This window comes from Streptomyces enissocaesilis (assembly GCF_039533765.1).
GTDB classification, from domain to species: domain Bacteria; phylum Actinomycetota; class Actinomycetes; order Streptomycetales; family Streptomycetaceae; genus Streptomyces; species Streptomyces enissocaesilis.
The window spans coordinates 99,394-116,210 of the sequence record NZ_BAAAUD010000034.1 but is presented as its reverse complement, the minus strand read 5'-3'; the positions used below and the strand labels follow the sequence as shown (position 1 = coordinate 116,210).

At 74.2% G+C, this 16,817-nt stretch carries 17 protein-coding genes and 4 pseudogenes; 5 read left to right on the top strand and 16 right to left on the bottom strand.

All coding sequences use genetic code 11. The features are described from left to right. Positions 1–30 precede the first annotated feature (30 nt). The 3 genes from ABD374_RS15710 to ABD374_RS15700 form a co-directional block, all read right to left on the bottom strand. The gene (locus tag ABD374_RS15710; RefSeq protein ID WP_344495864.1) at positions 31–2,592 is read right to left on the bottom strand and encodes a glycoside hydrolase family 3 C-terminal domain-containing protein; all 2,562 of its coding nucleotides are present in this window, start codon (positions 2,590–2,592) and stop codon (positions 31–33) included. Further along, the gene (locus tag ABD374_RS15705) at positions 2,541–3,389 is read right to left on the bottom strand and encodes an FMN-binding negative transcriptional regulator (protein WP_425577251.1); all 849 of its coding nucleotides are present in this window, start codon (positions 3,387–3,389) and stop codon (positions 2,541–2,543) included. Before ABD374_RS15705 ends, ABD374_RS15710 begins: the two co-directional genes overlap by 52 nt. A gap of 79 nt (positions 3,390–3,468) precedes the next feature. Further along, the gene (locus ABD374_RS15700) at positions 3,469–3,888 is read right to left on the bottom strand and encodes a CBS domain-containing protein (protein WP_344495581.1); all 420 of its coding nucleotides are present in this window, start codon (positions 3,886–3,888) and stop codon (positions 3,469–3,471) included. A 774-nt stretch (positions 3,889–4,662) separates the two neighbouring features. Here ABD374_RS15700 and ABD374_RS15695 point away from each other — a divergent pair. Beyond that, positions 4,663–4,890: a DUF6480 family protein gene (locus tag ABD374_RS15695; RefSeq protein ID WP_344495579.1), complete on the top strand. Its 228-nt coding sequence runs from the start codon at positions 4,663–4,665 to the stop codon at positions 4,888–4,890. A 54-nt stretch (positions 4,891–4,944) separates the two neighbouring features. Here ABD374_RS15695 and ABD374_RS15690 read toward each other — a convergent pair whose 3' ends face one another. The 10 genes and pseudogenes from ABD374_RS15690 to ABD374_RS15650 all read right to left on the bottom strand — a co-directional run bounded on the left by ABD374_RS15690 (position 4,945) and on the right by ABD374_RS15650 (position 11,826). Continuing rightward, on the bottom strand, positions 4,945–5,754 hold the full coding sequence (locus tag ABD374_RS15690; RefSeq protein WP_344495577.1) for an SDR family oxidoreductase: 810 nt from the start codon (positions 5,752–5,754) through the stop codon (positions 4,945–4,947). An 89-nt stretch (positions 5,755–5,843) separates the two neighbouring features. Further along, positions 5,844–6,095 carry an SDR family oxidoreductase gene (locus tag ABD374_RS15685; RefSeq protein WP_344495575.1) on the bottom strand — a complete coding sequence of 84 codons (252 nt, stop codon included), beginning with the start codon at positions 6,093–6,095 and terminating at the stop codon, positions 5,844–5,846. After that, entirely contained in the window at positions 6,092–6,754 is a 663-nt protein-coding gene (locus ABD374_RS15680) for a D-sedoheptulose-7-phosphate isomerase (protein ID WP_344495573.1), read from the bottom strand. The genes ABD374_RS15685 and ABD374_RS15680 overlap by 4 nt, the downstream gene beginning before the upstream one ends. A gap of 233 nt (positions 6,755–6,987) precedes the next feature. Continuing rightward, a pseudogene (locus tag ABD374_RS15675) lies at positions 6,988–7,347 on the bottom strand (glycosyltransferase); the annotation flags it as partial. 38 nt (positions 7,348–7,385) lie between these two features. After that, positions 7,386–8,351 carry a glycosyltransferase gene (locus ABD374_RS15670; protein WP_344495571.1) on the bottom strand — a complete coding sequence of 322 codons (966 nt, stop codon included), beginning with the start codon at positions 8,349–8,351 and terminating at the stop codon, positions 7,386–7,388. Between the two features lie 435 nt (positions 8,352–8,786). Continuing rightward, entirely contained in the window at positions 8,787–8,921 is a 135-nt protein-coding gene (locus tag ABD374_RS34650; protein ID WP_425577250.1) for a hypothetical protein, read from the bottom strand. Positions 8,922–9,015: 94 nt separating this feature from the next. Continuing rightward, a pseudogene (locus ABD374_RS34645) lies at positions 9,016–9,318 on the bottom strand (HAD-IIIA family hydrolase); the annotation flags it as partial. A 176-nt stretch (positions 9,319–9,494) separates the two neighbouring features. Continuing rightward, positions 9,495–10,586 (bottom strand): glycosyltransferase family 2 protein, encoded by a 1,092-nt coding sequence (locus ABD374_RS15660; RefSeq protein ID WP_344495569.1) that lies wholly within the window; start codon positions 10,584–10,586, stop codon positions 9,495–9,497. Then, positions 10,583–11,305: pseudogene (locus ABD374_RS15655) on the bottom strand (carbamoyltransferase C-terminal domain-containing protein); the annotation flags it as partial. The gene ABD374_RS15660 and the pseudogene ABD374_RS15655, both read right to left, overlap by 4 nt. Positions 11,306–11,520: 215 nt before the next feature. Further along, entirely contained in the window at positions 11,521–11,826 is a 306-nt protein-coding gene (locus ABD374_RS15650; RefSeq protein ID WP_344495567.1) for a hypothetical protein, read from the bottom strand. An 86-nt stretch (positions 11,827–11,912) separates the two neighbouring features. Here ABD374_RS15650 and ABD374_RS15645 point away from each other — a divergent pair, with 86 nt between their 5' ends. After that, entirely contained in the window at positions 11,913–12,359 is a 447-nt protein-coding gene (locus ABD374_RS15645; RefSeq protein WP_344495565.1) for a DUF6098 family protein, read from the top strand. An 82-nt stretch (positions 12,360–12,441) separates the two neighbouring features. After that, on the top strand, positions 12,442–12,633 hold the full coding sequence (locus ABD374_RS15640) for a DUF2795 domain-containing protein (RefSeq protein ID WP_344495563.1): 192 nt from the start codon (positions 12,442–12,444) through the stop codon (positions 12,631–12,633). A gap of 73 nt (positions 12,634–12,706) precedes the next feature. On the opposite strand, the gene ABD374_RS15635 is transcribed toward ABD374_RS15640, so the two are convergent. Further along, positions 12,707–13,234 (bottom strand): hypothetical protein, encoded by a 528-nt coding sequence (locus tag ABD374_RS15635; protein WP_344495561.1) that lies wholly within the window; start codon positions 13,232–13,234, stop codon positions 12,707–12,709. Positions 13,235–13,405: 171 nt separating this feature from the next. Between ABD374_RS15635 and ABD374_RS15630 the strand changes: the two genes are divergently transcribed. Continuing rightward, positions 13,406–13,969 carry a hemerythrin domain-containing protein gene (locus ABD374_RS15630; protein ID WP_344495559.1) on the top strand — a complete coding sequence of 188 codons (564 nt, stop codon included), beginning with the start codon at positions 13,406–13,408 and terminating at the stop codon, positions 13,967–13,969. A 78-nt stretch (positions 13,970–14,047) separates the two neighbouring features. Here the strand turns inward: ABD374_RS15630 and ABD374_RS15625 are convergent. Both ABD374_RS15625 and ABD374_RS15620 read right to left on the bottom strand, forming a co-directional pair. Continuing rightward, positions 14,048–14,874: pseudogene (locus tag ABD374_RS15625) on the bottom strand (PhzF family phenazine biosynthesis protein); the annotation flags it as partial. A 79-nt stretch (positions 14,875–14,953) separates the two neighbouring features. Then, positions 14,954–15,370, bottom strand: coding sequence for a CBS domain-containing protein (locus ABD374_RS15620; protein WP_344495557.1), 417 nt, complete (start codon positions 15,368–15,370; stop codon positions 14,954–14,956). A gap of 432 nt (positions 15,371–15,802) precedes the next feature. Here ABD374_RS15620 and ABD374_RS15615 point away from each other — a divergent pair, with 432 nt between their 5' ends. Next, positions 15,803–16,783, top strand: a complete 981-nt coding sequence (locus ABD374_RS15615; protein WP_344495555.1) for a TIGR03557 family F420-dependent LLM class oxidoreductase — start codon at positions 15,803–15,805, stop codon at positions 16,781–16,783. Positions 16,784–16,817: the final 34 nt, after the last annotated feature.

Sequence of the window (16,817 nt, the reverse complement as noted above, 5' to 3'; positions counted from 1 at the left end):
GGGAGCGCTCTCCGACGCCGGTCTCCCAGGTCAGGGGCGTACGGTACGGGGCCGCCGGGCCTCGACGGTGCCGGCCAGCGGCAGTTCTCCCGCCGACGGTCCCACCAGCACCCGGTACGCCCCCGGCTCCACCCGCCAGCCGCGGTCCGCGGCGGACCAGTGCCGCAGCGCCCGCGCCGGCACCCGTACCCGCGCGGTGACCGGCTCCCCCGGGCCCGCTTCGACCGCGGCGTACCCGGCGAGCCACCGGTGCGGACGCTCCACCGACGAGCCGGGCCGCGCGAGATACACCTGGACCACCTCGCGGCCGCGCCGCCCTCCCGTGTTGCGGACCCGGACGACGACCGTGAAGGAGCCGTCGGACCCGTCGCCGGACGCCGCGCCGGAGACCTCGCCGGACGCCGCGCCGGAGACCTCGCCGGACACTGCGCCGGAGACGGCCATCTCCTCGTACGCCCAGGTCGTGTAGCCCAGGCCGTGCCCGAACCAGTACGCGGGCTCGCGCCCCTCGCGCAGCCAGGCGCGGTAGCCGATGTGGAGCCCCTCGGTGTAGCCGAGCACGCCGTTCTCGGGCCGTGTCCCGGTGACGGGTGCGTCGTCGAGCACCGCGCCCCAGGTGGTCGGCAGCCGCCCGCCGGGCTCGGCGCGCCCGAGCAGCACGTCCGCGATGCCCGTTCCTCCTTCCTGCCCGGGGAACCACGTCAGGAGCACCGCCGCGACCTCCTCCCGCCATCCCATCTCCACCGGGCCGCCGGCGTTGACGACGACCACGGTGCGCGGGTTGGCCGCCGCCACCGCCCGCACCAGGTCGTCCTGGTGGCCGGGCAGCGCGAGACCGGTGCGGTCCTGTCCTTCGGACTCGCTGTCCTCGGTGGTGCCGACGAACACGACAGCCGTGTCCGCGCCGCGCGCCGCCCGTGCCGCTTCGGCGACGGCCGAGGCGGGGTCCGGCGCGGGCGGCCCCGCGGTCACCAGGGTGGCGCGGCCGCTGCCGGGCACGAGTTCCCGCCGCGCCACGACGCGCACCGCGTGCCCGGCCGCCATCCGCACGCTCCCGTAGTGGCACGGCGGGTTGACGTGGACGACGGCCGGGTCGTCGCTCTCGCGCGGGAACACGCCGTCGACCAGGACCCGGTCGTCCACGGTCAGGGTCATGCGGCCGAATCCGCCGACACCGAGCGTCCACTCGCCCCCGGTGGCGGGCAGCAGCAGGGCGCTGATCTCGACGGTGTGCGCTTCCGCGTCCACGCGCGGCTCCAACTGCCGTCCCGAGAGGCGGTGTTCGGCGTAGAGCTCGCGTCCCTGCGCGTCGAGCGTACGCAGCAGCACCCCGGGCAGCCCGCTGCGGGGGTCGCGGCACTCCGCGGCGGCCCCGAGCGGTGGCGGCTCCCCGAGGGCGGGGCCGGGCGCGTGGACGACGCGCGCGCGGCCGGCGAGGGCCGCCCGGATGCCCTCCAGGGGCGTCGTGACGGTGTCGGGGAAGACACCGGCGCTGCCGCCGCCCTGTGTCCTCGGTCCGGCAGCGTGCGCGCCGATCACCGCGACCGTGCGCACGGCGTCGGGGTCCAGCGGCAACAGGCCGTCGTTGCGGAGCAGGACCGCGCTCGCGGCGACCGCACGCCGCAGCAGCGGGCGTACGCCGTCGGGGTGCGGCGGGGGCGCGGGATGCGGCAGGGGTGCGCCGAGCGGATCGAGCGCACCGACCCGGGCGGCGAGCCGCAGCAGGCGCCGGACCTTGTCGTCCACGGCTTCCACCGGGACCGTGCCCGCGCGCACCGCCGCGACCAGGGCGTCCGCCCACGTGCTCTCGGGCCCCGGCATGACCAGGTCCAGGCCGGACAGGGCGGACGCCTCGGTGGAGCGCACCGCGCCCCAGTCGGAGATGACGACGCCGTCGAAGCCCCACTCCCCCTTCAGCGGCTCGGTCAGCAGCGGGCTCTCCGTCATGGTGGCGCCGTTGACCCCGTTGTACCCGGCCATGACGAGCCGGACGCCCGCCTCCACCGCGGCCTCGAAGGGGGCTAGATAGACCTCCCGCAGGACACGTTCGTCGACCCGGACGTCGACGGTCAGCCGTTCGGTCTCCGCGTCGTTCGCCACGTAGTGCTTGGCCGTGGCGGCGACGCCGTGCGCCTGGATGCCCCGGATCAGCGCGGCTCCGGTGCGGCCGGTGAGTTCCGGGTCCTCGGAGAAGCACTCGAAGTGCCGGCCGCCCAGGGGTGAGCGGTGCAGGTTGAGCGTGGGCGCGAGCACCACGTCGACTCCCTTGCGGCGGGCCTCGGCCGCGAGCAGGCCGCCGAGCCGCTCGACGAGCCCCTCGTCCCACATCGCGCCGAGCGCGGAGGCGGAGGGGATCAGCACGGAGGTGTCCCGCTCGTCCCAGGCTTCGCCCCGCACACCGGCGGGCCCGTCGGATGTCGTCATCGGCCCCAGACCGACCGCCGGTTCGGGACGCGTGCGCCACGTGGTGGCACCGGTGAGCATGCGCACCTTCTGCCGGAGATCCAGCTTGTCCAGCAGCCGGGCGAGCTCTTCCTCTTTCACCTGTCCGCCTCCTCGGCGCCCATTGGGAGAGCGCTCTCCCAGGAGCATGGCCAAGTCGACCAGCACCTGTCAACGGCTCCGAATCCGCTCCTTGGCGCGTACGGGGGGTGAGGGGCAGGTTTTCCGGGGGCCGATGCGGTCCGGGCGGCGGTGCTGCTGCCGTGCGGTGGGCACATCGAGGCCCTGGCCGCGTCCGGTGAGGCGGCCGGCGATGGGGCGCGCTGTTCGACGGGGCTGCGGTCGTCGCACTTGAACTTCGCCCGCACCTCGGTGACCTGAAGGCGCAGGCCGCGGATGCCGGGCAGCATCCGGCCGTAGGGCGGCCGGCCGACGGTGACGGGGGCGTGGTCGCCGTCGGGCTGGAAGTGGGCGAGCCGGCGGCGCAGCAGCTCGGCCTTGCCCTCCGGGCCGTCGACGATGTGGGCGCGGCAGGTGAACTGGACGGCCGCGTAGTAGCTGGTGGGGACGGTGTCGGTGGGCGGGGTGCCGGACTTGGCACGCCAGGGGCCGGGGATGAAGGCGCAGTCGCCGATGACGGTGAAGGTGACGTCCGGGTCGCGCTCGACCGCCTCCCGGACGGGATGGGGGCGGGCGAGGTGGATCAGGAGGTGGTTGCCGTCACTGGTGAAATGAGTGGGACCGGCGACGGCCTGCCCGGCCGGGCAGGCGACCGTCCACCTGCCGCCCGGCCCCGCCTCCGCCGCCTGACCCGCGCCGGCTCCAGGGTCCGCGCCCGGACCGGTACCGGCGCCCGGCGGGCCGCGGGTTGCGGGTTGCGGGTTGCGGGTTGCGGGTTGCGGACAAGCCGGAGCCTCCGGTGGTGACCGGAGGCTCCGGCTCGGCAACTCCGCTTCGGGGGCGCTTGGGGTTCACAGGCCCGTCCCGCCTTCGCCGGGCGGGTCACTGATGCGGATTACCGACGGATCACTGGTTGGACTTGGCGGCGCTCACGTCGCCCAGGGCCGAATCGGGGTCACGTTCGATCGCCAGGTCGCCCAGGGAGACGATGCCCACCGCGGTGGCGCCTTCGACCACGGGCAGCCTTCGCAGCGAGTGTTCCCGCATCAGCTGAATGGCGCGGTCGACTTCGTCGTCGGGTGTGACGGTGACGAGGTCGGGACTGCATGCCTCCCGCACGGTCGTGTCGCCGGGGTCCTTGCCTTCGGCGAGCACGCGCACCACGAGGTCCCGGTCCGTGACCAGACCGCACAGCCGGTCTCCCTCGGTGACCAGAACGGCGCCGATGTTCTCCTCGCGCATCCGGTGCGCGACCTCGCTGACCGCGGTGAGCGCGCCGACGGCAACGAGGTCGCTTGTCATGATTTCACGTACTTGCTGAGCCATCGAGTTCTCCCATGCCTCCCATGACCGGGCGGCGCGAGCGTGGCCGCCCCGTTCCGTTTCACCCGGCGCCGGCACCGCGCCCAAGCGCGCGGAGGGCGCCCGGGGCGTTTCCGTAACCGCCCATCGGCCGACAGCTTCACCACCGTGCCGACGGTCTGGTCCGGCGCCTTGTTCTTCCGCGGCGTCCGCAGCGCCTTCTCGCGGACGGCCGGACAGAGGCCGCGGCCCAGGTGCCGGGCCGTCTCCGGTCGGTGTTCATGTCTCCGTTCAAGTCTCCCTCGGTGGTGCACGTGCCCCTCGCGCCCCTTCCGGTTCCTGGGTGCCCCGACGGCAGCGACGTAACCGGAAGGTCTGCTTCCATCGCATCGCGTACACCGAGTGCACCAAGTGCACCGAGGTCACGCTGCCGTTTCTCCGGAAGGCGGGCGAGGTACCCACGCCTCCCTCGCATTCGTTCGATTCGGAGACGGGGCGAGCCCCCGTGCCGGGAGAACGGGGACCTCCGTCGGCCCTGGAGCGGTCCGAGGAGAACCGGCGCGGGGGCCCGTCCGATCCGAAGGCGGCGCGACCGCGGCAGCGGGGCGGGCGCAGGGGCGAGGAGCGACGGGCAGGCGTCGAAACGGCATCCGTACGACCCGGCCGAGCGGGTCGGCGTCGCGGGGCGCCCGGGGATGGGCAGGTCCGATCCGCTGGAGGCCGTCCGCAAGGCGAACCGCGCGAAGACCCGGGAAGACCGGTTGTAGTTAATTCGGGCATTTCGGGCACCCGCTCCGCATGAACACACCACAGAACCCCGATCCCGAGCCGGACCGGACCACCGGCCTCGAACCGGGCGGCTCGGTGCCTCCCGGTGAAACCCCTCCCGGTGAATCGAGCACCGGGTCGGAGACCGGCCCGCGCAACGACCCTCCCCGTGGCTGGGCCATGGGTCCGCTGATCGCCATCGGAGTGGTCGTGCTGTTTTTCGCCGCCTTCTTCCTGGCGTACGCGGTGCTCATCTAGCCGGGCTCCGGCCGGGCCGGGCACCCGGCCGGGCGGTGCCTCACGGACGGTGCCTCACGGACGGCGCCAGGAGTCGTCGTCGAGGTGGGAGCCCGCCATGGGGCCCATGCGCAGCATTCCGCCGTCGACCGGCCATGACGCTCCGGTGACGTAGGACGCGTCCGGGCCGGCGAGGAAGGCGATGACGGAGGCGACTTCCCGCGCGTCGCCGGGACGCCCCAGGGGGATGCCACGGCGTACCTCGGTCCGTACGTCCTGGTCCTCCTGGCCGGTCATGGGCGTGGCGATCTCGCCGGGAGCGACGGCGTTGACGGTGATGCCGTACTCGGCGAGTTCGAGGGCCATCACCTGCGTCAGCAGACCGAGACCGCCTTTGGCCGCGCAGTACGGCGCGGCGCCGACGCGGGGCTGGGTCTCGTGGACCGAGGTGACGTTGACGATCCGGCCTCCGCCGCCCTGCCGGATCATGCGGCGCGCGGCCCGCTGGCTGCACAGGAACGGGCCGATCATGTCGACGTCGACGACCTGGCGGACCGTGGCGAGATCGAGTTCGAGGAACGGGGTCGCCGTGCCGATCCCCGCGTTGTTGACCAGGACGTCGATACGGCCCAGGTCCTGGGCCAGCTGATCGACCACGTCGGCGGCTTCGGGCAGCCGGGTGAGGTCCATGGCCGCGACGGCCGCGCGGCGGCCGTGTCCGCGCACTTCTTCCGCCGTGGCCTCGGCGCCTTCCCGGTCGTTGTGGAAGGTGATGCCGACATCCATCCCCTGTGCGGCGAGGCGGACGGCCGTGGCGCGCCCGATACCGGAGTCCGCGCCGGTGACGACGGCGACTGGCTGGTGTGCGTTCTGAGGGCCGGGCATGGAGATCCTTTTCGTGTGCCGGACGGACGGTCGGAAGTGGACGGTCGGACGGAAGTGCGGGCGGAGACGGGGGCAGGGGCGGAAGGGGCTCAGGGCCAGGACCGCTCCCTGCGCGGTACGACGACAAGCTCGGACACCGCGCCGCCGGCCGGGACCGACAGGGCGTACAGCACCGTATCCGCCACGATGTCCGGGCTCTGCAGCATGGGCACGTCGGCGTCCGGAAACCGTTCAAGGACGAACGGCGTCTCCATGCCCCCGCGATGATTCCGGTGATGCCGATCCCCGGACCGTCCCGGCAGGACGTCTCCGACGACCACCAGCGGCTTGCCCACGCTCATGGCATCCTCCGGCGGGCCGCGACGGCCCGGGTCCCAGTCCTGGCCGGAGCAGGGGCAGGAGCAGAGCCGGGAGCCGGTGCCCCGCCCGCCGCGTCGAAGCACGCGCACAGCAGGTGCACGGCGACGAGGTGGACCTCCTGCACGGTCGCCGTGGTGGCGGCGTCGACGCACAGCGCCTCGTCGGCCGCCTCGGCCAGCGGGTTGGGCCCCGGGCCCGTCAGCGCCCATACGCGCAGTCCGGCCGCCCGGCCCGTCACCGCCGCCGTGATGAGGTTGGCGCTGCGACCGGAGGTGGACAGGAGGACGAGGACGTCTCCGGGACGGCCGTGGGCGGACACCTGCCGGGCGTACACCTGGTCGAACCCGTAGCCGTTGCCGATGGCGGTCACGCTGGAGGTCTCCGCGTGCAGGGCGATGGCCGAGTAGGCGGGCCGGTCCTTCCGGTACCGGCCCACCAGCTCCGCGGTCAGGTTCTGGGCCTGGGCGGCGCTTCCGCCGTTGCCCGCGGCCAGCAGGCGGCCGCCGACGGGGAGTACGTCGGCGAGCTCGCCTCCCCATGCGGCGAGCCGGTCGAGGCTCTGCCGGCGGAACCGGCCGAGTGCGTCCTGCAGCGACTGGCAGTGCCGGTGCGCGGCGTCGAGTACCTGGGATTCGTTCATGCTGGCCGGGCGTACCGCGTCCGGGGGACGACGGCCGGACCCGCACCTCCTTCGGACGTCGGTGCTGCGCGGTGGGCGGTCGGGAACGGTGTGGTGCGGGCGCGTCAGATCACCCCCGTCGCGGCGGGCCGCGGGGCGGGCACCTCGGCGTACACGGACTCGGTGGCCGCCGCGACCCGCGGCCAGCCGTAACGGCTCAGGACACGGCGGCGCCCGCCCTCCCCGCGCGCCCGGCGCGTCGCGTGGAGCGAGGCGAGTCCCGACATCCGGAAGTGCGAGTGGGCGAGGCCGGGCGGCCGTGTCTGCCACTCCCCGGCCAGGTGGCGGCCGAACGCCAGCATGTGCGGCAGGAGTTCGTCCTCGGGGAGCCGCTCGGGCGGGCCCGCGGGCACGTGGTGCACCTCGACGCCCGCTCGCAGCGGCACCCGGTCCGGCAGGTCGCGCGCGTCCCGCCGGGCGCAGACGGTGGCGCTGTGACCGCGGCCGGCGAGTGCGCCCGCACGGCGCGCGGCATGGACGTTCCGCCCGCCCGCGTCCACCCCGCCCAGCGCGGCGAGCGGGCTCGCGTGCTCCGACGCGAGGGCGATCGACAGGGCGGCGGGGTCACCGACACCGAGGGGGCCGAGGGATGTCACGAGCGCGCCTCCGTCATCACGCGCTCCCAGTCGTTCAGGAAGCGTTTGAGCCCGTACCGTTCGAGGGCCGCCTGGCGGCCGCGCGCGCCGTCCTCGGCGGCGGCCTCCGGCTCCTCCAGGTAGCGCCGGGCGGCCCGTGCCAGTACGTCGGGCCGGGTGGACAGCGTTCCGGAACCGGGCGGGACCGCCTCGACCGCTTCGGTGGTGGCGAGCGCCACCACCGGCATGCCCAGGTGCATGGCCTCCGGCAGGGACAGGCCCAGGGACGTCCAGCGCACCGGGTGCAGGTACATCCGGCGCTCGGCCAGGGCGGCGTGCAGTTCGCTCCGGGGCAGGTCGGCGGTGTGGCACCGGTCGTCGGGTATGCCCAGGTGCTCCGCCAGTCCCTCGGTGCGCATCCCGAAGACGTCCAGCGGCGCCGCCTCGGACAGGACGGGCAGCAGGTCCGTGCCGGTGTGACGGCCGCGCCGGACCGGATCGTTGACCACGACGGCCGCGCGCGGGAGCCAGCCGGTGTACTGGTGCCCCGGGTCGACGACGCCGTGCTCGATCACCTCGGTGCGGGTGGAGCCGCTGTCCCAGAACAGCCGGTTGAAGTGGGTGACGTGGACGAGCGTCAGGTCGTCGCGGTCCGCGAACGGGTGCCGGGTCTCCGGGACGTCGCCGTCCGGCGCGTTGTGCTCCAGGTAGACGGCGGGCACGTCCCGGCCGGGCCGGCGTCCGCCCAGCCAGCGTTCGGCGAGTGCGAGTTCGTGCGGCCGTTGGAGGACGACGAGGTCGACCTGCGTCTCGCGCAGCTCCTCGGGCGTCGTCTCCCGCACCGAGTCGGGCCAGGAGAACGTACGGGCCCGGCCGAGCCCGTCGGGATCGCGGCCGGATGTCACCGGAACGAGACAGGTGTGAGGTCCCTGGACGAACGCCGTGGTCCAGGAGCCGTGTACGTGCCACAGCAGGATGTTCATGCCCTCGCTCCTCGTTCCGTTTCGGATCCGCCGGCCGGTACGGCCGGGCGGTCCGCGCAGGCCCCCGCCCCGGCTCCCGTGCCCCTGCTTCGGCTTCCGTACGGTCACCGAGCGCGGCCACGGCGGCGATCGCCTCGGCGTCGCCGACCCCGTCGAGGCAGGGGTGCCCCGGGGGCGGACAGTGCCGGGCCCTGCTTCCGGCGCGGGGCGCGCTCCGGTCGCCGAGCAGTACGTGCGGTACGCCGTACGGGACCCGGCGTTCGGCCGGCACCACCGGGGCGAACAGCGGGACGGCCGGCGTCCCCACCGCGGCGGCGAGGTGCGCGGACCCGGTGGTGCCTACCACCGCGACCCGCGCCCCGGCCAGGACACCGGCCGGCAGGACGTCGCCGGCGCTGTCCAGGCGGACGACGAGCGCGCGGGGAGCGGAAGAAGTCATCGCGGGCCTCCCGGCGTCCGGTCGGCGGCCTCGTCGCGCAGCACCAGCCGTACCGCTTGGAGCAGGCCGGCGGCCGTCTCGCCGGCCGCCCCGGTCTCCTCGGGCCGGGTGACCGGGGTCGGCACCAGCACCCCGCGCGCCGGCCGCGCGGGCCGCTTCCACCTCGGCCCCGATGTCCCCGATGTTCCCGATGTCCCCGATGTCCCCGATGTCCCCGATGACGACGGTGCGCGCGGCGCGGACCTTGAGCCGTTCGCAGGCGGCCGGCACCGGACCGGGCGCGGGTTTGCGGCAGCCGCAGCCGTCGTCCGGCCCGTGCGGGAAGGCCGCCCGGAGCGCGAACGGGCCGAGCAGGTCCTCCATCCGTTGCCGCACGGCCCCGACCCGACGCAGCGCCAGCAGGCCGCGCACCACACCCGACTGGTTGCTGACCACGCCCACCGGGATCCCGAGGGAGCGTACGGCGGCGACGGCTTCCCACTCCGACGGCATGAGCTCGACCCGGGCCGGGTCGCCGTTGGGGGGCACGTCGGCCACGAGCGTGCCGTCGCGGTCGAAGAGGACGGCCTCCGGGAGGGCCCTGCCCGCGTCCCTCCGTGCCGACGGCGCGTCCCGGCTGTCCTCCGCGGCCCCCTCGAACAGCCGGGGGCCGGTCGCGGGGACCGAAGGGCGGCCCGTCACGGGCCGGGCCGCGGGACGGCGGGTCACGGCCGCACCCGCTCCCGGACCGGCTCGCGCGGTGCGCCGGGCGGCGCCGCGGCCTCGTACGGGCCGAACGGCGGCACCCGGCGGTGGACGACCCGGCCGCGCAGCCAGTGCCAGGTGGCGGCGGGCGGAATGAGCACGCTGGTCAGCGCCATGGAGACGATCTCGTCCCGGGTCCGGGGTCCCGGCGCGATCCGCGCCCGGGCGAGTTCGGCGGTGCCCGCCAGCCACCCGGCGGCGCAGGCCGCGGCCGCCCCGCGCCGCCCCAGAGCGGCGCAGGCCAGGGCCGCCGCCGCGGCCGCGCTCACCACGAGGTGGCGGGGCAGGCGCCCCCGTGGCGCGTCCGCCCGGTTCCACCAGTCCCGGCCGTGGCGCCGGGTCATCAGCACGTCGTCGGCGTTGCCCGCCTGGAGGTGTACGGAGATCCAGCGGCCGGCCGGCCGTACCGGGTGCGTGGTGACACGGCTTCCGGCGCTCACCGCCCAGCCCGCCGCCAGTACCCGCAGGGCGAGGTCGGCGTCCTCCCGGAAGGCGCGGCGGAACCGCTCGTCGAACCCGCCGACGGCTTCGAGCGCATCCCGGCGGTACGCCATGTCGGCGGTGATCCACCGGGCGGTGGCCAGTCCGGCGGTGTTGCGCTCCCAGTCCGTGGGCCGGCGGTCCACGGGGAGCGGCACCACGACGCGGGCGGTGACGGCGGCGGTGCGGTACGTCGCCGCGGCGAGGTCCATGGCGAGGTCGTCGGCCCAGGTGGGCCCCGGCACGACGTCGTCGCCGAGGAAGACCGCCCACGGCACCGGGCCGGCTTCGCGCCAGCCCCGGTTGCGCGCCGCGGCCGGTCCCCGCGCGCGGCCGGCCACCACGGTGGTCACGGGCCGCAGGGCCTCCGGGACGTCGGCCGGGAGGGGTGTGCCGCCGGGCTCGGGACGGTCGTCGACGAGTACCACCCGCGCCGGCCGGGGGCCGGCGGCGTCGGCCAGCGCCCGCAGGCACACGTTCAGGCTGGGGCGTCCGAGCGTCGGGATCACCACGGCGTACTCGGGCGCCGCGTCCTCCGGTCCGGCCGCCGTCTCCTGTCCGCGGGGCGTCATCGCGCCGCCCCGTCGTCGTAGGTGCCCGACGAGTGGAAGGAAGCACCGCGCCGGATCGCGTACGGGCCGACGGCCAGCAGGTCGACGGGCGAGGACCCGAAGCACTCCGGCGCGTCGTCCACCATGGGCCGGCCCGCCGTGTCGAGGCTGGTGCTGACGACCACGGGCAGACCGGTGAGCCGCTCGAACTCGCCGAGCATCCGGGCGACCAGCGGCTCACGCGCCGGGTCCACGGTCTGGACGCGGGCGGTCCCGTCGACGTGGACGACGGCCGGGATGCGGCCGCGCCACGCCTCGGCGACCTCGTGGACGAACAGCGTGTACGGGCTGGGCATCGGGCCGTCGAAGATCTCCGGGGCCCGGTCGGCCGGCACCATGGGCGCGACCGGCCGGAACCGCTCGCGGCCCTTGACGTCGTTGAGCCGTTCCAGGTTGCCCGCGTGTCCGGGGTGGGCCAGCAGCGAGCGGTGGCCGAGCGCCCTGGGTCCGTACTCCGAGCGTCCCTGGAACCAGGCCACGATCTGGTTGTCCGCCAGGGCCCGGGCCACGGTCGCGGCGATGTCCGCCGGACGGTCGAACGGCACGGCCGCCGTCTTCAGCCAGGCCCCGAGTTCCGCCTCCGACCAGTTCCGGCCGAGGTCCGCGCCGGCCATGGGCTCCGGCTCGTCCCCGCCGCCCGCGGTGGGCAGCAGGGCGCCGCCCGGCGCGGGGCCCGCGTCCAGAAGCGCGGCGCACAGGTGTGAACCGCCGAAACCCGCGCCGCCGGTGGCGACGGCGTGTTCCCAGCCGCGCGAGAAAGCGGTGTCCATTTCCATCTCCTCCGGACTGAGCGATCGGGCCTCCGATCAGACTCGGTCCCGGCGGAGCGAGCGGCGCGGTGATGTAGGGCATTCGAGTGGCGTACGGACCGCGAGGGGCCGCGGCCGGCGGTTCCTCAGGGCCGCGGATTGGTCCGGTGCCATGGGGGGCGGGCGTCGCTCCCCCGCCGCCCGGCGACGGACGCGCAGCGCGGACACACCCGCTGGACGCGGTCCGCGGCGCCCCCGGATTCCGGGAGGATGTCGGACCAGACGACATGTGCGAAGCGCCCCAGCTGCGAGCGGCTGAGGGAGAGGCCGCACACGGTCTGGTTCATGCCGTGCTCCCAGGCGTGCACCTCGCCGGCGGGCAGCCTGCGGCCGTCCTCCTCGTCCACCCACTGCCCGGAAGCCGCAACCGCGTATCGCGTGCTTGCTGCCATGGATTACCGGTTACCCCTTTGAGCACATGAATGCCTACGGTTCTCCATGGATGACAAAAGACACGCGCCGAGGAGTGAGTGCTGGCATGGACACCCCGGACGAGCTGCCCGTTCTGCGCACGCTCGACGAGCTGACCGATCTCGTCGGGCGGCACGACCGGCTGTACGTACGCTGGTCGCGCGGCCCCGCGACCGACCTGAAGTCGGCGTCGAGCCGGGACGACCTCACGGGCGTCCTCATGCCGGGACTGTCCGCGAGCTCCCTGGGCGTCGAGCCGTGGTGGGGGGACCGGCCGGTGCGGCTGTGGGTGGCCCGCCGGCTGTTCGACTACTCGCACCTGCCGCGCAAGAAGGGGCCGGGGGTACGTCCCTGGGCGCTGCGCGGGAAGGAGACGGGGCGGGGGCCCGACAACGAGCCGCTGGTCCGGGACGTCGAGCCGGTCGGCTGGATCGATACACGCGTGATCGAAGAGGCCGCCGCGGAAGTCGCCCGGCAGGAGGGCGTCTGGGGCCCTCTCCGGCGCGAGGCCTAGCGGAGGCCGGTGCTGTGCTCCATCGCGGTGACAGCTTCGGCGCGGAGTATTCACACACGGGGGCCGGGGCATGTATCGGCCCATGAAGGTGAACCCGATCGAAATGCAGAAGTCCCTCGGTGGCGTGAGTTGTCCCGCCTCCAGGAAGGACATCGTCGCAACGGCGAAGAAGAGCGGCGCCGGCCCGGAGATCGAGAAAACGCTCGGCGCCCTGCCGGAGAAGGCGTACGACTCCCCCGCGGCCGTCAACAGGGAAGTCGGCAGGAAATCCTGACCTCGCCGGCCCGTGCGGCCCGGGCCCCAGGCGGTGGCGCCGGTCCGGGCCGCCCGCGCCGGCCCCGCCGGCTTCAGACCGTCAGGGCCGGCCCCGGCTTCAGACGGTCGAGGAGCAGGCCGTGGTGGAGCCCGGCCACGGGCGCGAGGAGATCCGGGTGGCGCAGGAGCGCGGCGGCCCGCCGGTCCCGTACGCCGGGCGCGACCAGGCGCCGGAACTCGACGGGCGAGCCCTCCGTGTACCGGGAGCCGGCAAGCGCGGTCACCGCGGCCCCGGCCAGTCCCGGGGCGCTGAGCAGGCAGGCCGCCCAGCTCGCCACGACCTCGTCGACCCACGTACGCCACGCGTAGCCGTCCGGATCGTCGGCCGCGGCGCCCTCCGCACCCGTGACCCAGTCGAGCCGGGCAGAGCCTCCGGGCCCCGCGACCGAGACCAGCGCGGCGTCCATCGGCGTCGGGTAGCGGAGCCAGGCCGCGACCGTCACGGCCTGCCGTGCCTGCGCCTCGCAGAGAGCTGAGTCCATCGCTCCGCCGCCCGGCGGATAGGCACGGGTCAGCCACTGAGCGGTCGCCGCTATCAGCGGGGAGAGATCTGCAGGCACTGCCGGGCCGTCCGGATTCGCGAGGGGGAGAAGTCCGGAACGCTACCGGCCGCATTTCCCCGGGGAAATGATGCGGGTCACGACGAGGCAGTGGCCTGGGCCACATCACTACGGGATTCCGGAAAACCGATAACCACGGAACCCATGGAAACCACACAGAGGAGCAACAGCATGGGACACGGCGGAGACGTCATCGCGGAATTGATGACCGACCATCAGGAAGTGGAGGAGCTGTTCGCCAATATCGAGGAACTGCCGTCCGGCGACAGCCGGCGGAAGACGTACGCCGACCAGGCCACCATGGAACTGGTCCGGCACTCGGTCGCGGAGGAGGCGTACCTCTACCCGGCGGTCCGCAAGCACGTTCCGAACGGTGACGCAGTCGCGGACCGGGAGCTGGAGGACCACGCCGCCGCGGAGCGCACCATGAAGGACCTGGAGAGCTGCGAGGCGGAAGACCCGCAGTTCGACATCCTGGTCGGCAAGCTGATGACGGAGATCAGAACGCACATCATGGACGAGGAGAACAACCTCTTCCCCCAGCTGCGCGAAGCCTGCTCCGCCGAGGCGCTGAACGACCTGGGCGACAAGGTCCGGCAGGCCAAGAAGACGGCGCCGACCCGTCCGCACCCCTCCGCTCCCGACAAGCCGCCGGCGAACAAGCTGCTCGCCCCCGGGGTCGGTCTCGTGGACCGGATGCGCGACGCGCTGTCCGGCCGGGGCAAGGAGTCCTGAGGACCGCATCCGGCGCTTCCACCGAAGCGCCCGCACCCGCACCTGGGCCGGACGCCGGCGGACGAGGCGTCCGGCCCAGGCGTGCAGCGCGCCGTCCAGCACCGTGACGGCGTTCCCGGTCAGATGGACACGGTTCCCGCGCACGGCCGTACGGACCAGGCCGCCGCGCGCGGAGACCTGCAGGCCGGTGAGCCCGTCGCGGCCGAGACGCGCGGACCAGTACGGGGCGAGCGCGGTGTGGGCGCTGCCCGTGACGGGGTCCTCCAGGATGCCCTCGGCCGGTGAGAAGAAGCGGGAGACGAAGTCGTACCCCCGGCCGGCCCCGGCCGCCGGAGCGGTGACGGCGACGCCCCGCAGGCCCTCGTGGCACGTCAGGGCGGCCACCGCGTCCAGGTCGGGGGCCACAGCCCGGACAGCGGCCTCGTCGGGCAGTACGGTCAGCAGGTCGCCCAGCGCGCCCGTACGGAAAGCGGCCTCGGGCCCGGCCCCCAGCGCCCGCGCCAGTCCTTCGGGTACGGGCACTTCGGAGCCCGGCGCGGCCGGGAAGTCCAGCGTGATGGCGCCTTCCCCGGCGGTGTGCGCGAGGAGGACACCGCTCTCGCGGCTGCTGAAGCGCACGGTACCGGTCAGTCCCCGCTCGGTGCGCAGCACGTGTGCGGTGGCCAATGTGGCATGCCCGCACAGGTTGGTCTCGGCGAGCGGGGCGAACCAGCGGATCGCCCAGTCGGTCTCGGCCCCGTCGGGCAGCGGGAGGGCGAAGTCGGTCTCCGAGTGGTTCAGTTCGGCCGCGACCTGCCGCATCCACGCGTCCCCGGGCCACTCCCCGGCGGGCAGGAGAGACACACACCCGCCGGGTTCCCGGCGAACGGACGATCGGTGAAGGCGTCGACGACGCATATGCGCATGCCCGAACCGTAGCGAGGCCAAACGAAGCCCCGCCAAGTCCAATCTTGTACAAGTGGACCCTCTTGGTGGCCGTCGGGGTCAGTCCGTGGAGAGGGCTTCGAGGAGGTCGCCGACCTGCGGGTCGGGCAGGGCGCGGGCGACATCGGCCTGGGCGACGATGCCGACGAGGTCGTGGCCGTCGATCACGGGCAGCCGCCGGACCTTGTGCGAGGTCATCGTGCGCATGATCTCACCGGCGTCGTCGTCGGCGCCGATCGTCACCGCCTCCCCCTGCGCGAGTTCCCCCGCGTTGGTCCTGGCGGGGTCCTTGCCGGCCCCCAGGACCTTCACCACGATGTCGCGGTCGGTCAGCATGCCCTTGAGCTTGTTGTCGGTCCCGCAGATCGGCAGGGCGCCCACGCCCAGCTCGGTCATCTTCCGGGCCGCGGTCAGCACCGTCTCGTCCGCGCCGATGCACTCGGTACCTGCGGTCATGATGTCTCTGGCGGTGGTCACGTGTCGTCTTCCTGTCCTCGTCGGGAAGGGGGCCGCCCGGGGCTTCGCCACCCCGGGCCGGCTCCCTCACACTTCCTACGCCCGCCCCGGGCGGCCGCCAAAGCGCCACGGCGTCGCCGCACCGGCATCATCCGATTGCCCGGTTCCCGGCGCCGGCCAGGCGGTCTCGGTCACGCGGCCGCGCTCGTGCAGGCCGGCCTGGCTTTCGCATGCGTCGGCGCACGCCTCGCACACGGCCCCGGTGGTCTGGCAGACGCCGGCGCAGTCCAGGCCGGCACGGACGCACTCGGCCGGTTCACCGTCGCCTTCGTCGCCCTGCTACGCGTAACACCCGGTGGGCCCTCTCATATCGCCGGAACCGTTAACGCCGCCGACGGAGGGGGTACCTCTGGGCGGGCAAATGGTTGGTTACCTCCGGGAATGAGGGAGTACATGGAAATTGGCTACAAGCTCACCGCCGAGGCGTTCGGCCCGGCGGAACTGGTGCGGCAGGCCGTACTGGCGGAACAGGCGGGCTTCGACTTCGTCGAGATCAGCGACCACTACCACCCCTGGCTCGACAACCAGGGCCACTCGCCGTTCGCCTGGACCGTACTGGGCAGCATCGCGGCGAAGACGTCGCGGATCGGGCTGGCGACCGGCGTGACGTGCCCGACCGTGCGCTACCACCCGGCGATCATCGCCCAGGCCGCCGCGACCCTCGCCCTGGTGTCGGACGGCCGCTTCGTCCTCGGCGTCGGCTCGGGCGAGCGGCTGAACGAGCACGTCGTCGGCCGGGGCTTCCCCGACGCCGTCAGCACGCGGCACGAGATGCTCAAGGAGGCCCTGGAGATCATCCGGCTGCTGTGGCGCGGCGGTTACCAGTCGTACGACGGAAAGCACCTGCGGCTCGCGGACGCCCGGGTGTTCGACCTGCCGGAGGAACTGCCGCTGATCGCGGTCGCCGCGAGCGGGCGGAAGTCGGCACGGCTCGCCGCGGAGCTGGGCGACGGCCTGTTCGCCACCGAGGACAAGGCGGAGATCGTCCAGCGGTACCGGGACGCGGGCGGCAGCGGCCCGCGCTACGCGGAGGTCCCGATGGCCTGGGCACCCGACGAGCGCACCGCGGCGAAGGCCGCCCTGGAGACGTCGCGCTGGGCCATGACCGGGTGGAAGGTCATGAGCGAGCTGCCCAACCCGGTCAACTTCGACGCGGCGACCACGACCGTGCGCGAGGAGGACATCCTCGGGAAGTTCGCGTGCGGCACGGACCCCGCCCGGTACGTCGAGGTGGCGCAGCAGTTCGTCGACGCGGGCTTCGACCGGCTGGTCATGCAGAACGCCGGACCCGACCCCGACGGCTTCATCGACTTCTACCAGCGCGAGCTCGGCAGCCGTATCCAGCAGCTCAGGCCCAGCGGCTCACCTGCCTGAGCCCGCCGGAGCCCGCCCGGGTCCCCTGCGGACA

Bases quoted from the DNA above. Each gene is read 5' to 3' on its own strand.
- ABD374_RS15650 (WP_344495567.1), bottom strand. From the start codon at position 11,826: ATGGCAGCAAGCACGCGATACGCGGTTGCGGCTTCCGGGCAGTGGGTG.
- ABD374_RS15680 (WP_344495573.1), bottom strand. From the start codon at position 6,754: ATGAACGAATCCCAGGTACTCGACGCCGCGCACCGGCACTGCCAGTCG.
- ABD374_RS15645 (WP_344495565.1), top strand. From the start codon at position 11,913: ATGGACACCCCGGACGAGCTGCCCGTTCTGCGCACGCTCGACGAGCTG.
- ABD374_RS15660 (WP_344495569.1), bottom strand. From the start codon at position 10,586: ATGACGCCCCGCGGACAGGAGACGGCGGCCGGACCGGAGGACGCGGCG.
- ABD374_RS15700 (WP_344495581.1), bottom strand. From the start codon at position 3,888: ATGGCTCAGCAAGTACGTGAAATCATGACAAGCGACCTCGTTGCCGTC.
- ABD374_RS15615 (WP_344495555.1), top strand. From the start codon at position 15,803: ATGGAAATTGGCTACAAGCTCACCGCCGAGGCGTTCGGCCCGGCGGAA.
- ABD374_RS15690 (WP_344495577.1), bottom strand. From the start codon at position 5,754: ATGCCCGGCCCTCAGAACGCACACCAGCCAGTCGCCGTCGTCACCGGC.
- ABD374_RS15685 (WP_344495575.1), bottom strand. From the start codon at position 6,095: ATGAGCGTGGGCAAGCCGCTGGTGGTCGTCGGAGACGTCCTGCCGGGA.
- ABD374_RS15670 (WP_344495571.1), bottom strand. From the start codon at position 8,351: ATGAACATCCTGCTGTGGCACGTACACGGCTCCTGGACCACGGCGTTC.
- ABD374_RS15640 (WP_344495563.1), top strand. From the start codon at position 12,442: ATGAAGGTGAACCCGATCGAAATGCAGAAGTCCCTCGGTGGCGTGAGT.
- ABD374_RS15695 (WP_344495579.1), top strand. From the start codon at position 4,663: ATGAACACACCACAGAACCCCGATCCCGAGCCGGACCGGACCACCGGC.
- ABD374_RS15710 (WP_344495864.1), bottom strand. From the start codon at position 2,592: ATGCTCCTGGGAGAGCGCTCTCCCAATGGGCGCCGAGGAGGCGGACAG.
- ABD374_RS15630 (WP_344495559.1), top strand. From the start codon at position 13,406: ATGGGACACGGCGGAGACGTCATCGCGGAATTGATGACCGACCATCAG.